The organism is Streptomyces sp. NPDC044003 (assembly GCF_056435185.1).
This window is the reverse complement of record NZ_JBWKFA010000005.1, coordinates 1-14,649: the sequence shown is the minus strand read 5'-3', so window position 1 is coordinate 14,649 and position 14,649 is coordinate 1. Positions and strand designations below refer to the sequence as shown.

The window sequence follows — 14,649 nt, the reverse complement described above, 5'->3', positions numbered from 1 at the left end:
TGGATCCGACTACTGGATCCGACTACTGGATCCTGGATCCGCCTACTGAATTCACTTCCCTCACAGCCCCCGCACCACCACCGGCAGCCCCGCCTCCTCCACCCCGTCGTCCGTGACGCACTCCACCACCACCCGGCCGTCCACGAGCCGCGACTGGTACCGCTCGATCACGGCCGGCTCCCAGCCGTCACCGGTGTCCCGCACGACGAGCCCGCCACCGGTCCGCCCCGCGGCCGGCGCCCACACCTCCAGGACGAGCTCGTCCCCCTCGCCCCACACGGGGAGCACGGCCCCCGCCCGGGCCAGGACCGGCACCCGGGAGAGCGGCGCGTCGAGCAGGATCTGCCCCGGACCCTCGTACGCCCGCCCCGTCGCCGTGTCGTACCACCGGCCGCGCGGCAGCCGCACCGCCCGCCGGTCCGCGCCCCGCGTCAGGACCGGCGCCACGAGCAGCGCGTCGCCCAGTAGGAACGCGTCCTCGCAGTCGCGCAGCACCCGGTCCTCGGGCGTCCCCCACCACACCGGACGGACATACGGCGCGCCCGTCATCCGCGCGAGCCGGGCAAGGGTCGTGAAGTACGGCCGCAGCCGCTCCCGCTCGGCCAGCGCCACGCGCGCGTGCTCCAGGACCTCGGGCCCGAACTCCCACGGCTCGCGCCGCCCCGCGTCGATCGCCGCGTGCGTACGGAAGAGGGGAAGCCACGCGCCCAGCTGGTACCAGCGCAGGAACAGCTCCGGAGACGGACTGCCGTCGAAACCGCCCACGTCCGGCCCCGAGTACGGCACCCCGCACAGGCCCAGACCCAGGACGAGGGCGAGCGAGGCCCGCAGCCCCGGCCACCCCGTCGACACGTCGCCGGACCAGGTGCCTCCGTACCGCTGCATGCCCGCCCAGCCGGAGCGGGAGAACAGGAACGGCCGTTCGTCGGGCCGCAGCCGGCACAGCCCCTCGTACCCGGCCCGGGCCATCGCGAGCGCGTACACGTTGTGCGCCTCCCGGTGGTCGCCGCCCCGGCCCTCCAGCGCGTGCCGTGCCGAACGGGGCAGGGTCGGGTCACCGAAGGGGACGAAGGACACCGGCTCGTTCATGTCGTGCCACACCCCGGCGAAGCCCTGCCCCAGCCGCTCCTCGTACAGACCGCCCCACCACTCCCGCACAGCCGGATCGGTGAAGTCCGGGTAGGCGCACTCGCCGGGCCACACCACCCCGCGCACCTCCTCGCCCCGTGCGTCCTTCACGAAGACGTCCGCCGCCGACCCGCCGTCGTACACCGGGTCGCCCGGCTCCGCCTTCACCGCCGGGTCCACGATCGACACCAGGCGCACGCCCTGCTCCCGCAGCTCCTCCGCGAGCCCGGGCAGATCGGGGAACCGCTCCCGGTCGACCGTGAACACCCGGTGCCCGTCGTAGTGGTCGATGTCCAGATGCACGGCGGACAGCGGGAGCCCCCGCTCCCGGTACCCGGCCACCACCCGGCGCACCTCCCGCGCGCTGCCGAAGCCCCAGCGCGCGTGCTGCGGCCCGAGCGCCCAGGACGGCGGCAGCGCGGGCGCGCCCGTCAGGGCCGCCCAGCCGTGCAGTACGCGCGCGGGGGTGCCGACGACCACCCAGCAGCGCAGCGGCCCGCCCGACATCCGCACCTCGCTGGTCCCCGGCCGGTCGTGCCCCGACCCGGCCCCCTCCTCGCCCTCGGCCAGGGTGACCTGCCCGTCCCAGGTGTTGTCGTGGAAGGCGAGATGCGTCCCGGCGTCCGAGACCACGAACTGGACGGGCATGGTGATGTAGAGCGGATCGTCCCCGGGGTCGAAGCCGCCCTTGGGGTCGGTGTTCCACAGCCGGTACGAGCCGTCCCGCAGGCGCGGCCCCGCCGCCCGCCCGCCGAGCCCGAAGAACCGCGCGTCGGCCGGCACCTCACTGCGCTGCACCCAGCGCGCGGCCCCCGAGGCCACACCCCCGGCCCCGTCGCCCGGGCTCGCCACCGGCTCCCACCAGCGCGGCGGCAGGTCCCGGCGGAGCAGTACCCCGCCCGGGGTCCGCAGCTCCACCGCCCCGTGCCGGGAGACGGTCACCGTCACCCGCTCCGACACGATCCGCCAGCCGCCGTCGGTGTCCGGTTCGAGGGAGGCGCGGGGGTCCGCGTCGGGAGCCTCGCCGGCCAGGGCGTACGAGGGGAGCGGCTCGGCCCCGTCCCACCCCCAGAACGCCGTGCCGCCCGACGACACCCGGATCCGGAGCGAGGACCGGGCGAACCGGACGGTTCCTCCGCCCGGAGCCGCCTCCGCCTCCACCGCGAGTCCCGGCACCCTGGCCCGCTCCGCCCCCCGGGGCGGCAGCCCCCACGCGTCCGTACGACGCTGCCGCCACGCCGACCGCACCACCCGCAAGCCCTGCACCGAACCGAACACCTTCATCGAACGCAGCAGTTCCCGACCGTCCATGCAGCTCACCCTGCCACCCGCCGGAGGCGGAACCAGTTCCGTTCAGCTGCCGTTCACCCATGGTGGGAGCACATGTTCAACTGCCCGACCATGGGCCGGCAGACCTGGTGCGAAAGACGATCACATGGCATCGTCCTGTCAGCCGCGTCACGCGCACACCCCAGCACGTGCGCGCGACACACGCAGACCCGCGTACAGCCAGGGAGCAGCCCCAATGACATCAGCAGCGCCGATCGAGCCCCTCTGGCAGCCGGACGAGGAACGCATCGCCACGGCCGCCGTCACCCGCTTCCAGGCCTGGGCCGCCGAGCACCACGGCGCCCCCGCCGAGGGCGGGTACCCGGCGCTTCACCGCTGGTCGGTCGAGGAACTCGAAGCCTTCTGGCAGGCCGTCGTCGAATGGTTCGACCTCCGCTTCTCGACCCCGTACGAGCGGGTCCTCGGCGACCGCTCCATGCCCGGCGCCGACTGGTTCCCCGGAGCCACCCTCAACTACGCCGAGCACGCCCTGCGCGCCGCCGACGAGCGCCCCCACGACACGGCCCTGCTCCATGTGGACGAGACACATGAGCCGACGCCGACCACCTGGGGCGAGCTCCGCCGCCAGGTCGGCTCCCTCGCCGCCGAGCTGCGCGCCCTCGGCGTCAATCCGGGCGACCGCGTCAGCGGCTACCTGCCCAATGTCCCGCAGTCCGTCGTCGCGCTGCTCGCCACCGCGGCGGTCGGCGCCGTGTGGACCTCCTGCGCCCCGGACTTCGGCGCCCGCAGCGTCCTCGACCGCTTCCAGCAGGTCGAGCCGGTCGTCCTCTTCACCGTCGACGGCTACCGCTACGGCGGCAAGGAGCACGACCGCCGCGACACCGTCGCCGAACTGCGCGCCGAGCTCCCCACCCTCCGCGCCGTCGTCCACATCCCGCTCCTCGGCACCCCGGCCCCCGAAGGCACCCTCGCCTGGTCCGACCTGGTCGCCGCCGACGTCGAGCCGGTCTACGAGCAGGTGCCGTTCGCACACCCGCTGTGGGTCCTGTACTCCTCCGGCACGACCGGCCTGCCGAAGGCGATCGTCCAGTCCCAGGGCGGCATCCTCGTCGAGCACGTCAAGCAGCTGGGCCTGCACTGCGACCTCGGCCCCGAGGACGTGTTCTTCTGGTACACCTCCACCGGCTGGATGATGTGGAACTTCCTCGTCTCCGGCCTCCTCACCGGCACGACCGTCGTCCTGTACGACGGCAGCCCCGGCTACCCGGACACCGCCGCCCAGTGGCGGGTCGCCGAGCGCACCGGCGCCACCCTCTACGGCACCTCCGCCGCGTACGTGATGGCCTGCGCCAAGGCGGACGTCCACCCCGGCCGGGACTTCGACCTCTCCGCCGTGAAGTGCGTCGCCACCACCGGCTCCCCGCTGCCTCCCGACGGCTTCCGCTGGCTCCACGACGAGGTCCGCGAGAACCTGTGGATCGCCTCCGTCAGCGGCGGCACGGACGTCTGCTCCTGCTTCGCGGGCGCCGTCCCCACGCTCCCCGTCCACATCGGCGAGCTCCAGGCGGCGGGCCTCGGCACCGACCTCCAGTCCTGGGACCCCTCAGGGAAGCCCCTGATCGGCGAGGTCGGCGAACTCGTCGTCACCAACCCCATGCCGTCCATGCCGATCCACTTCTGGAACGACCCCGACGGCAGCCGCTACCGCGACAGCTACTTCGAGATGTTCCCGGGCGTCTGGCGCCACGGGGACTGGATCACCATCACGGACCACGGCTCGGTCGTCATCCACGGCCGCTCCGACTCCACCCTGAACCGCCAGGGCGTCCGGATGGGGAGCGCCGATATCTATGAGGCCGTCGAACGCCTCCCCGAGATCCGCGAGTCCCTGGTCATCGGCCTGGAGGAGCCGGACGGCGGATACTGGATGCCGCTCTTCGTGCACCTCGTGGAGGGCGTCACCCTGGACGACGAGCTGATCGACCGCATCAAGCGGACGATCCGCAGCGAGCTCTCCCCGCGCCACGTCCCCGACGAGATCATCGAGGTCCCGGGCGTCCCGCACACCCTCACGGGCAAGCGCATCGAGGTCCCGGTCAAGCGCCTCCTCCAGGGCACCCCCCTGGCCAAGGCCGTCAACGCCGGCTCGGTCGACGACCTCGGCCTGCTCCACTTCTACGAGAGCCTGGCGGCCAACCGCCGCGGCTAGCACCCGTCACGACAGGGGCCCCGCCGATCCGACCGGATCGGCGGGGCCCCTGGTGCTTCGGGTCAGCCCTTCGGCAGCTCACCGGCCGCCGGGGCGGCCGCCTTGGCGAGCACCGCGGAGACCCCGAGGACCGTCCCTGCCCGGCCGGCCGAGGTGGTCTCGGTGAGGACGGTGCGCTCACCGAGGAACGCCGACGTCGTGCGGTCGAAGATCCACTGGGTCTGCTCGCCGTGGGCGGTACGGGCCACGGCGACGCCCTCGCGCCCCGCCGCGTCCTTCGCGGACGGCAGGACGGCCACCCCCGGGATCCGCGCCGCCGCCTCGTACAGCGCGGCGGTGACCTTCGGCGGGGCCCAGGTCTCGGCGAGCAGGGTCCCGATCGCGGTGAACGCCCGCTGATCGGCGTCGCCCTCGCCCGCGCGCGTCTGCTCCCGGATCAGGCGCAGCAGCGCGTCAGGATCCGTGGGGAGGGCCGCCACGTACGCGTGGGTCGGGTTCGTGACGGAGGGCGGCGCCGCCTCCAGGGTGGTCTTCCGCGGCGTGGCCCCGGGACCGTCCAGCTCGTACACGGGCGCCTCGGCGCCGAGTTCCGTGTCGGCGGCACCGGGCTCGCGCAGCAGCCCCGGCCGGCTGCCGTCGACGGAGAGCCACACCTCGCGCTGGTGCGCGGGCGGCAGCGTGGCGGGACCGCCGGCCGCACTCCGCCCCGCGTGGGCGACGAGGCTCTTGACGTACACGTAACCGCCGGGCCGGGCGTCCGGCGCGGGAGCGGCGGCCGCGGCGAGCGCGGCACCGGACAGGATCCGCACGGCCTCGGGCGATGCCTGCTGTCCGACCGAGGTGCCGCCGTCCCGGGGCGCGAGTACGGCGACACCGGCGACGATCGCGCAGGCGGCCATCGGGGCGGCGATCCAGCCGAGCCGGAGCCCCTGGCGGGGCCGGCGCGTGCGCACCGGGCGGGCGGTCGAGCCGTCACCGGCGGCGAGGGCGGTCCGCAGGACGGTGTGCCTGAGGTGCTGGTCGCGCTCCGTCGTCAGGTCGGGCACCGGAGGCGGGGGCAGCAGCTCGGCGAGCTCGGCACGCAGAAGCTCGTCCGCGTCGGCGTGCGGGCGGGGGGCGAAGGCGTTCATGCCTGGTTCTCCGGGGTGGGTCGGGGCGCGAGGGCCGGGCGGACGTTCGAACGGACGGAGGGGGAGCCGGGTACGGAGACGGGTTCGGGCGCGACGCCCGCCGTCTCGCCGCCGGGAGCGGTCCGCCCGCCCGAGCGGACGGTGGCAGCGGCGGCGCGTTCCCGGCGCCGCCCCGCGCGCAGTTCGGCCTCGGCGAGCTTCCGGAGGCGTTCACGGGCCCGGGACAGCCGGGAGCGGACGGTGCCGACCGGGATGCCCAGTGCCTCCCCGGCCGCCGCGTAGTCCAGACCGGCCCACACGACGAGCGTGAAGACCTCGCGTTCACGCCGCCTGAGCTTGCCGAGCGCCACGCGGGCGGCCCGGATCTGCTCCCCGTCCGTCATCCGGGCGAGGACGTCGTCGGCGAAGTCCGGCAGTACGCCGCGCTCGGGGATCCTGGCGAGCGCCGCGTCCCGCCGGCGCGCCTCACGGGCCGCGCCGCGCAGGATGTTGGTCGCGATGCCCAGCAGCCACGGGCGCAGGCTGCCGCCGTCGGCGTGCACCTTCCCGCGACAGCGCCAGGCCTCCAGGAACGCGGCGGACACGACGTCCTCCGCGGCCGCCCGGTCCCCGCACACCCGGTAGGCGTAGTGGTACAGCACGCGAGCGTGCTCGTCGTACGCCTCTCCGAGCGCCGCGGGGTCCCCGGCGCGGAAACGATCTCTCATAGGTGATTCCACATCTGGCACTGGGCGTTGGTTCGGCAGGGTTCCCGTGACCTGGACCACACGCCCCACCGGGCGCCTGGCGGATGTGGCCCAGGTCACGGGAACGCCCCGCACGCCACGAGCAGTGCTGGGCATGAACGATTCCTCGACACCCCGCAGCACGCCCCGCAGCACCGACGCCCGGACCACCGAAGCCCGGACCGTGGGCCCCCGCACCCCCGGCCGCCGCACCGTCCTGCGCACCCTGGCCCTCGCCGGAGTCCTCGCCGGCACGACCTTCTTCGCCCTGCCCCCGACCGCCGCGGCGGCGTCCGGCACCCCCGAGACGTACACCCTGACGATCCGGCACCTCGACCGCGCGGGCGCCGCCACCGGCGGCTACAGCACCCACGTCACCGGCATCTCGGGCCCCGGGGCGCAGGAGGAGGCCACGCCCTACGACGAGTCCGGCACGGTCACCGTCCGCCTGCCCCAGGGGCGCTACCTGCTCGACTCCACGCTGTACGGCTCCGATCCGGCCACCGGCACCGACTGGGTCGTCCAGCCCCGCCTGGACCTGAACGGCGACACGACTGTCACCGTCGACGCCCGCACGACCGCCCCGGTGGACGTCCGACCGCCGGAGTCGGGCGCGCGCTACCTGAACAGCATCGGGTTCGTCGAGGTCACCCACGAGGGAACCACCCGCTCCGCGAACATCATGACGGCCCGCGAGGGCCTGCGCGTCGCCCACCTCGGCCCGGCCTCCGAAGCGGGTTCGGTCAAGGAGTGGTTCGACACCTACTGGTCCGGCGCGCGCGCCGACTACGGGCTCGGCTACCTCTTCACCTCGGACCGCGCCCTGACCGGCCTGGTCCGCCACCCTGCGGCCGACAAGCTGGCCACTCTCAAGATCCGCGGAGCCGCCCCCGAGGGCGCGACCGGGACGGGGTTCGTCTCCGTCCAGCCCAGCGCGGGCCCCACGGTCGGTCTCGCCCAGTCCCTCGACCTCCCTGCCACCGCGACCGTCATGGTCAATCCGGAGCGGGGCCGCTGGGACGTCGAATACACCGGCCCGGCCGCCCCCGAGACACCGCCCAACCGCTACCTCGCGAACGGAATCGCGGTCCACGCGGGCGCGACCACCACGCACACCTTCGACAACGCCGTCTTCGGCCCCGCACTCGACACCTCGCCCGGCGCCCGGCCGGCCGGCGTCCGCGACGGCGACCGGATCGCGCTCGACATCCCGCTCCTCGCCGACGGGGACGGCCACGCCCCCAGCGCACCGCGCTTCCACAGCGCGACCACCACGCTCCATCGCGACGGCGTCCTGATCGGCACGCGCCGGGGCGAGCCTGGCCGCGCCGAGTTCACCACCACCCCCGGAGCGGCCTCGTACCGGCTGACCGCCTCGGCGACCCGAGGCGACGGCTCGGCGTCGAGCGGGCGCGTCACCGCCTCCTGGACCTTCACCTCGGCCGCCGCCGCCCGCCCGGCGGCCCTTCCCCTCAGCACCGTCCGCTTCACCCCGGACCTGGCCCTCGACGGCACCGCCCCGGCGGCCACGCTGCTGCGCGTACCGGTCACCGTCCAGGGCGCGGCCGCCCGGACCGGCGTCCGGTCCCTGAGCGTGTCGATGTCCGCCGACAACGGCGCCACCTGGACCCGTGTTCCCGTCGTCGACGGCCAGGTGGCCTTCCGCACCCCGGCCCCCGGCCGGACCGTCTCGCTGCGCGCCGAACTCACCGACACGCAGGGCAACACGCTCACCCAGACCCAGCGCAACGCCTTCCGCACCCGCTGAACCACCCCGTCGGACGCTCCGGGACAGGCCCGTGCCTGCCCGGAGCGCCCGCGTGTCACCCGCCGTACGTCGCCTGCGCGTCCCCCAGGACCTCGGCGAAGTCGGCCGCGAGCCGCAGGGCGTCCCCGGGCGCGAGCCTCGCCGTGGTGATCCGTACCGCCGGCGGGGACGCCACACGGAACCGCGCCCCGGCAGCGACCCACCAGCCCTGCGTCCGCAGGCCGTTGACCACCGCCGACTCGTCCCGCACGGGCACCCACACATTGAGACCGCTCGCGCCGACCGATCGGATCCCGTGCGTGCCGAGTGCGCCGATCAGCGCCGTGCGCCGCTCCGCGTACGCCTCCTCGCCCGCCGCCACCAGGTCCCGTACCGCCCCGTCGGCGAACAGGCCGGTCACCGTCTCCTGCAGGACGTGACTGACCCAGCCGGAGGTCATCACCATCCGCCGGTCGTGCCGCGCCAGCGTCACCGCGTCGCACGCGACCCCGGCCCAGCGCAGGTCGATGCCGAGGTGCTTCGACACGGTCCGCACCTGTGCCCACCGGTCGAGCCCCGCCGCCGCGAGCGTGTACGCCGCGGCCCCGCCGACCTCCGCGTTGTGATCGTCCTCGACGACGAGGACCTCGGGGAAGTCCCGGAGCACCGCCACCAGTTCGTCCCTCCGCGCGCGCGTGAAGAACGCCCCCGTCGGACACTGCCCGCGCGGGCTGCACACCACCGCGCGCACCCCGCCCCGCAGTGCGGCCCGCAGTGAATCCGGTACGAGCCCCTCGCCGTCCACGGCCACCGGGACCGCCCGCAGCCCCAACGCGGGCACCAGGTCGAGGACATGGTGGAACCCGGGATCCTCCACCGCCACGGCGTCCCCGGGCCGCAGCTCCGTCGACAGGAGCCGCGCGATGCAGTCCAGGGCGCCGTGCGCGAACGTCACGTGCTCCGCCGACACCCCGTCCCGCTCGAACCAGGCCCTGGTCAGGGCCTCCAGACGCGCGAGCCGGGGCGCGGCGCGATGGGAGCCGTACACCGGGTCGACGGCCGCCGGGGGCCGCAGCACGGGGAGGAAGGTCGGGTCCGGAAACCCGGCGGACAGGTCCACGAGGCCGGCGGGCACGCGCGGCGGACGCCGTGAGGCCACCGAGGGCACCTCGGCCACCACGGTCCCGCCACGCCCGCGCGTGACGATCAGCCCCCGCTGCCGCAACTCCTTGTAGGCCGTCGCGACGGTCCCCGGACTCACCCCCAACTCGTCGGCGAGACGCCGCACCGGCGGCAGGGCGTCACCCGGGGCGAGCCCGCCCTCGGACACGCCCCGCTCCACGGACGCGGCAATCCCCTTGGCCGTCGCCCCTTCGATCGCATATTGTGCTGCCACGTAATCAATTATGTATCAATACAAAGAAGTTGGCAAGGGGGACCCATGAGCCGCAGCACCGTCCGATCCGACCGCCCACCCCTCAAGGACCGCATCCCCGGCGGCACCGACGGCCGCCGCATGCTCGTCATCGGCTTCATCGACAAGTGCGGCACCGGACTCTGGTCCACGGCCATGGCCCTCTACTTCACCTACGTCACCGGCCTCGGCCTCGGCCAGGTCGGCCTCCTCATCGCCCTCTCCGGCGCCGCGGGCATCGCCGGCGCCCCCCTCGGCGGCCGCCTCGCCGACCGCTTCCCCCTCGTCCGCGTCATCATCTGCACCCAACTCCTCCGCGCCGCCGCCCTCCTCGCCCTCCTCACCACCGACAACTACCTGCTGCTCGTCCTCTTCTCCGCCGCCGGCGCCCTCCCCGACCGCGCCACCAACGTCCTCACCAAGCTCTACGCGGCCCGCATCGCCGGCCCCGACCGCGTCCGCTATCAGGCCATCAACCGCACCACCTCCAACCTCGGCTGGACCCTCGGCGGCCTCGGCGCCGCCGCCGCGCTCGCCATCGGCTCCACCACCGCCTTCCACCTCCTGCTCGTCGGCGACGCCCTGTCCTACCTCGTGATGGCCGCCCTCACCCTCCGCTGCGCCGAACCCCCCGCCCCCGCCGCCTCCCGCATCGCCGCCGCCTCCACCGACCCGGCCCCCACGACCAAGCCCTCCAACCCCTGGCGCGACCGCGGCTTCCTCGCCTTCACCGCCGGCGAGGCCGTCTTCTTCCTCCACGACTCGATCCTCCAGGTCGCCCTGCCCCTCTGGATCGTCCACGCCACCGAAGCCCCCGTCGGCCTCGCGCCGCTCCTGATGGTGATCAACAGCGCCCTCGTCGTGCTCTTCCAGGTCCCCCTCTCCCGCTTCGGCGCCACCACCGACGCCGCCCGCCGCCTCCTCGGCCCCCTGGCCGGACTCTTCGCCGCCGGCACGCTCGCCCTCGCCGTCTCCGCCCTCGGCGGCCGCACCCTCGCGATCACCTCCCTGATCACCGCCGCCGTCGTCCTCACCTTCGCCGAGATGATCCACACCATCGCCTCCTGGGAGATCTCCGTCGCCCTCGCCCCCGACGACGCCCAGGGCGCCTATCTCGGAGTCCACGGCCTCGCCCAGTCCACCCAGCGCTTCGCCGGCCCCCTCCTCATGACCGGCCTCGTCTCCGCCGGCCCCCTCGCCTGGCCCCTCCTCGGCGCCGCCCTGGTCGCCACCACCGCCGCACAGAACCGCCTCGTCCGCCGACGCCTCACCGAACCGTCACTGTCAGTGCCGAAGGTTACGGTGAGTGAGCACTGATCGGAGCGTCACCAGGGGGAGACATGAACCGCACCGGCACCACCACCGCACAGCTTCGCCGCGCCCTGCGCCGCGAGGTCCCCAGCACCGTCGGACTCCTCGCCGACGAGCAGGACTTCGCCGCCATGCGCCAGTACCGGACCTTCGCCTTCGACGACCACGCCACCTACCTGCGGCAGATCGAGGACCTCCTCAGGACCCTCGCCACCCAGGGCGGCCACACCACCGTCACCCTCTTCGACCCCGAGGAGTACGCGGCCTGGTGCGCCGAGACCGGCATCGACCCGGACCATCCCACGAGCCGCAGCCGCTTCACCGCCCACCTGGCCACCACCGGCGCCCGCGTCACCTACACCGGCCAGCCCCTCACCACCCTCCTCCCCGAGCTCGTCGACACCGCCGTCCGACAGGCCACCTGGGAGTACGCCACCACCGTCCTCGCCACCGCCGGCGACTGCGCCGACTGCGGCAAGGACATCGGCAAAGCCGCGTACGAGCGGGCGGGCCGACTTCTCCTACGACTCCTGAAAGCCGCGGGACCCGGCAGCCACCACCTCGTCTGCAGCGTCCAGGCCGCCGACGACCAACTCCTCGCCGTCCTCCACGCCCACGGCACCACACCCCCCGAGGACGCCACAGGACCGGAGTTCACCGCCGTACTCGCCGCCGGCATCGCCCTCGCGGCACCCGGCGGCATCGTCCTGCGCACCACCACCCCCGGCGCCCCCGACCGACTCCACGGCTGGCGCCTCACGGACAGCACCCTGATCCCCCTCACCGAGGCCGAGGTCTTCGCCGCCTACTGCACCGACGCCCGCACCGGCGAACCCCTCTCCCCGGAACCGGGCGTCGAATACCGCGCCGGCCACCCCCTCGCCCTCGACCCCCACGACGACTGGACCACCCACCACTGACCCCGCACATGACGAAGGGGCTCCCCGCCACCACGTGACGGAAAGCCCCTTCGTCGAGCACCTCAGCGGATCACTCCCCGGACAGCACCGCCTGCGCGGCCATCCGCGCGTCGTGCGCCGTGTCCGCGGCCCGCGCCGCGGCCGCCGCACGCTCGCACTGCGCCAGCGTGTACTTCGCGAGCGTCGCCCGCACATACGGAATCGACGCCGCACCCATGGAAAGGGAGGTGACACCCAGACCCGTCAGCACACACGCCAGCAGCGGATCCGAAGCGGCCTCGCCACAGACACCACAGCTCTTGCCCTCGGCCTTGGCCGCCTCGGCGGACAGCGCCACCAGGTCCAGCAGCGCCGGCTGCCACGGGTCCTGGAGCCGCGACACCGCACCGACCTGACGGTCGGCCGCGAAGGTGTACTGCGCCAGGTCGTTGGTGCCCAGCGACAGGAACTCGACCTCCTGAAGGATCGAGCGCGCCCGCAGCGCCGCCGAGGGAATCTCGACCATCGCACCGAACTTCGCCCGCAGCCCCGCCTCACGGCACGCGTCGGCGAAGGCCTTCGCGTCCGTACGGTCGGCCACCATCGGAGCCATGACCTCGAGGTACACCGGCAGCCCCTCGGCCGCCTTCGCCAGCGCGGTCAGCTGAGTCCGCAGCACCTCAGGATGGTCGAGCAGCGACCGCAGACCCCGCACACCGAGCGCCGGGTTCGGCTCGTCCACCGGCGTCAGGAAGTCCAGCGGCTTGTCGGCGCCCGCGTCGAGCACCCGCACGACCACACGGCCCTCGGGGAACGCCTCGAGAACCTTGCGGTAAGCCTCGACCTGCTTCTCCTCGGACGGTGCCTTCTTGCTGTCGTCCAGGAAGAGGAACTCGGTACGGAAGAGACCGACACCCTCGGCACCGGCCTCCACCGCCGCCGGCACGTCCGCAGGACCACCGACGTTGGCGAGCAGCGGCACCTTGTGACCGTCGGAGGTCGCGCCCGGACCGCTCGACGTCGCCAGCGCCGCCTTGCGCTCGGCGGCGGCCTTCGTCAGCGCCGCCTTCTTCTCCTCGCTCGGGTCCACGAAGAGCTCACCGGTGGAACCGTCGACCGCGATGAGCGTGCCCTCGGCCAGCTCACCCGCGCCCGGCAGCGCCACGATGGCCGGCACGCCCAGCGCCCGCGCGAGGATCGCGCTGTGGCTGGTCGGACCGCCCTCCTCCGTCACGAACCCGAGCACGAGCGCCGGGTCGAGCAGCGCCGTGTCGGCCGGCGCCAGGTCCCGCGCGATCAGCACGTACGGCTCGTCGCTGTCCGGCACGCCGGGCATCGGCACACCGAGCAGCCGCGCGACGATCCGGTTCCGCACGTCGTCCAGGTCCGCGACCCGGCCCGCCATGTACTCGCCGGCACCCGCGAGCAGCTCGCGGTAGTGCGAGAAGGCGTCGTAGATACCGCGCTCGGCCGTGCTGCCGACCGCGATCCGGCGGTCGACGTCGGCGATGAGCTCCGGGTCCTGGGCGATCATCGCCTGGGCCTCCAGCACCGCCTGGGCCTCACCACCGGCCAGATTGCCCCGGGCAATCAGGTCCGCGGCCACAGCCTCCACGGCCTGACGGGCGCGCCCCTGTTCGCGCTCCGCCTCGTCCGCGGGGATCTGCTTGGCCGGCGGCTCCAGGACCGCGGTACCCATGTGCCGGACCTCGCCGATCGCCACTCCGTGGCTGACGCCGACGCCTCGCAGCGTTGTCTCCATCTCACCCGTCTCCGATTGAGCGACGGCCCCGGCCGTCGCGTTGAATGTCGAACTCGCGGTCGTCACGAGGACGGACCGGCTCAGCTCCAGCCGAAGAGCACGTCGTCGGCCTTCACATCGCCGTCCTCGACGACATCGGAGAGCGAGTCCGCGGTGGCCTCCAGGGCCACGATGGGACAGATGGGGGACTTGCCGGCGGCCTCGACCTCGGCGGGGTTCCAACGGACGACGGCCTGCCCGCGCGTCACCCGGTCACCCTTGTTGACGAGCAGCTCGAAGCCCTGCCCGTTGAGCTGAACGGTGTCGATACCGAGGTGGGTCAGCACACCGTGTCCCTCGTCGTCCACGACGACGAAGGCGTGCGGGTGCATGGAGACGATGACCCCGTCGAGCGGAGAGACCGCCTCCGAAGGCTCACGTACGGGATCGATGGCGGTACCGGGACCGACCATCGCACCGGAGAAGACCGGGTCGGGAACTGCGGCGAGACCGATGGCGCGTCCAGCAAGCGGCGACGTCACGGTTGTCATGGGAAGCCTCCCAGGGGCGGAGATGGTGTGGCGCCGTCACTACCTGTCCTGGACGGCGTACTGTTCCGAAGCGTATGTCATAGGAAGTCCCGGTTCCGCACGAGACGTACCTATTGTGCGGAGCTAGGGACTACCGGAAGGATTTGCCTCTACTGACGGTGGGATGTACTGTCGTACTCCTGCCTGACCCCAACGCGGCCTTGAGTCGCGGGTCGGCAGCACCTATCAAGCCAGATCCTAACCCCAGTGGTCTACACCTCTGCATGCTCGCAGGGGATGTGGTCGGGGGGACCGAGAAAGCCTGGTAATGTTCAACCCCGCCGGGAACGGAAAACGCGAAAGCGAATTCCAATCCCAGCAGCCCGCTCCAGCGGGTGGCAGAAACGGAAATCGGATCTGCTAAGCTGGAAAACGAAGGAAGCGCCCGGAGGGCCTGGAAACAGGAACGAAGGAAGCGTCCGCACCTTGAGAACTCAACAGCGTGCCAAAAATCAACGCCAGATT

10 protein-coding genes are annotated in these 14,649 nt (G+C 73.4%); 4 read left to right on the top strand and 6 right to left on the bottom strand.

What is annotated here, in order from left to right; genetic code table 11:
- Positions 1 to 60: 60 nt before the first annotated feature.
- Positions 61 to 2,439 carry a glycoside hydrolase family 31 protein gene (locus tag AC07AW_RS20540; protein ID WP_478816921.1) on the bottom strand — a complete coding sequence of 793 codons (2,379 nt, stop codon included), beginning with the start codon at positions 2,437 to 2,439 and terminating at the stop codon, positions 61 to 63.
- A 214-nt stretch (positions 2,440 to 2,653) separates the two neighbouring features.
- Here AC07AW_RS20540 and AC07AW_RS20535 point away from each other — a divergent pair, with 214 nt between their 5' ends.
- Positions 2,654 to 4,627, top strand: a complete 1,974-nt coding sequence (locus AC07AW_RS20535; protein WP_478816920.1) for an acetoacetate--CoA ligase — start codon at positions 2,654 to 2,656, stop codon at positions 4,625 to 4,627.
- 62 nt (positions 4,628 to 4,689) lie between these two features.
- Here AC07AW_RS20535 and AC07AW_RS20530 read toward each other — a convergent pair whose 3' ends face one another.
- Positions 4,690 to 5,757, bottom strand: a complete 1,068-nt coding sequence (locus AC07AW_RS20530; RefSeq protein ID WP_478816919.1) for a CU044_5270 family protein — start codon at positions 5,755 to 5,757, stop codon at positions 4,690 to 4,692.
- Positions 5,754 to 6,464, bottom strand: coding sequence for an RNA polymerase sigma factor (locus tag AC07AW_RS20525; RefSeq protein WP_478816918.1), 711 nt, complete (start codon positions 6,462 to 6,464; stop codon positions 5,754 to 5,756). Before AC07AW_RS20525 ends, AC07AW_RS20530 begins: the two co-directional genes overlap by 4 nt.
- Before the next feature lie 133 nt (positions 6,465 to 6,597).
- Here AC07AW_RS20525 and AC07AW_RS20520 point away from each other — a divergent pair, with 133 nt between their 5' ends.
- The gene (locus AC07AW_RS20520) at positions 6,598 to 8,250 is read left to right on the top strand and encodes a serine protease (RefSeq protein ID WP_478816917.1); all 1,653 of its coding nucleotides are present in this window, start codon (positions 6,598 to 6,600) and stop codon (positions 8,248 to 8,250) included.
- A gap of 55 nt (positions 8,251 to 8,305) precedes the next feature.
- Here the strand turns inward: AC07AW_RS20520 and AC07AW_RS20515 are convergent, their stop codons facing one another.
- Entirely contained in the window at positions 8,306 to 9,625 is a 1,320-nt protein-coding gene (locus AC07AW_RS20515; RefSeq protein ID WP_478816916.1) for an aminotransferase class I/II-fold pyridoxal phosphate-dependent enzyme, read from the bottom strand.
- Between the two features lie 45 nt (positions 9,626 to 9,670).
- Between AC07AW_RS20515 and AC07AW_RS20510 the strand changes: the two genes are divergently transcribed.
- Positions 9,671 to 10,960 (top strand): MFS transporter, encoded by a 1,290-nt coding sequence (locus AC07AW_RS20510; protein WP_478816915.1) that lies wholly within the window; start codon positions 9,671 to 9,673, stop codon positions 10,958 to 10,960.
- A gap of 23 nt (positions 10,961 to 10,983) precedes the next feature.
- The gene (locus tag AC07AW_RS20505; RefSeq protein ID WP_478816914.1) at positions 10,984 to 11,874 is read left to right on the top strand and encodes a hypothetical protein; all 891 of its coding nucleotides are present in this window, start codon (positions 10,984 to 10,986) and stop codon (positions 11,872 to 11,874) included.
- 70 nt (positions 11,875 to 11,944) lie between these two features.
- On the opposite strand, the gene ptsP is transcribed toward AC07AW_RS20505, so the two are convergent.
- Positions 11,945 to 13,615, bottom strand: coding sequence for a phosphoenolpyruvate--protein phosphotransferase (gene ptsP, locus AC07AW_RS20500; protein ID WP_478816913.1), 1,671 nt, complete (start codon positions 13,613 to 13,615; stop codon positions 11,945 to 11,947).
- 80 nt (positions 13,616 to 13,695) lie between these two features.
- Positions 13,696 to 14,145 (bottom strand): PTS sugar transporter subunit IIA, encoded by a 450-nt coding sequence (locus AC07AW_RS20495; protein ID WP_478816912.1) that lies wholly within the window; start codon positions 14,143 to 14,145, stop codon positions 13,696 to 13,698.
- Positions 14,146 to 14,649: the final 504 nt, after the last annotated feature.

Coding starts and splice junctions, on each gene's coding strand:
- ptsP (WP_478816913.1), bottom strand. CDS start 13,615: ATGGAGACAACGCTGCGAGGCGTCGGCGTCAGCCACGGAGTGGCGATC.
- AC07AW_RS20525 (WP_478816918.1), bottom strand. CDS start 6,464: ATGAGAGATCGTTTCCGCGCCGGGGACCCCGCGGCGCTCGGAGAGGCG.
- AC07AW_RS20530 (WP_478816919.1), bottom strand. CDS start 5,757: ATGAACGCCTTCGCCCCCCGCCCGCACGCCGACGCGGACGAGCTTCTG.
- AC07AW_RS20535 (WP_478816920.1), top strand. CDS start 2,654: ATGACATCAGCAGCGCCGATCGAGCCCCTCTGGCAGCCGGACGAGGAA.
- AC07AW_RS20540 (WP_478816921.1), bottom strand. CDS start 2,439: ATGGACGGTCGGGAACTGCTGCGTTCGATGAAGGTGTTCGGTTCGGTG.
- AC07AW_RS20495 (WP_478816912.1), bottom strand. CDS start 14,145: ATGACAACCGTGACGTCGCCGCTTGCTGGACGCGCCATCGGTCTCGCC.
- AC07AW_RS20505 (WP_478816914.1), top strand. CDS start 10,984: ATGAACCGCACCGGCACCACCACCGCACAGCTTCGCCGCGCCCTGCGC.
- AC07AW_RS20520 (WP_478816917.1), top strand. CDS start 6,598: ATGAACGATTCCTCGACACCCCGCAGCACGCCCCGCAGCACCGACGCC.
- AC07AW_RS20510 (WP_478816915.1), top strand. CDS start 9,671: ATGAGCCGCAGCACCGTCCGATCCGACCGCCCACCCCTCAAGGACCGC.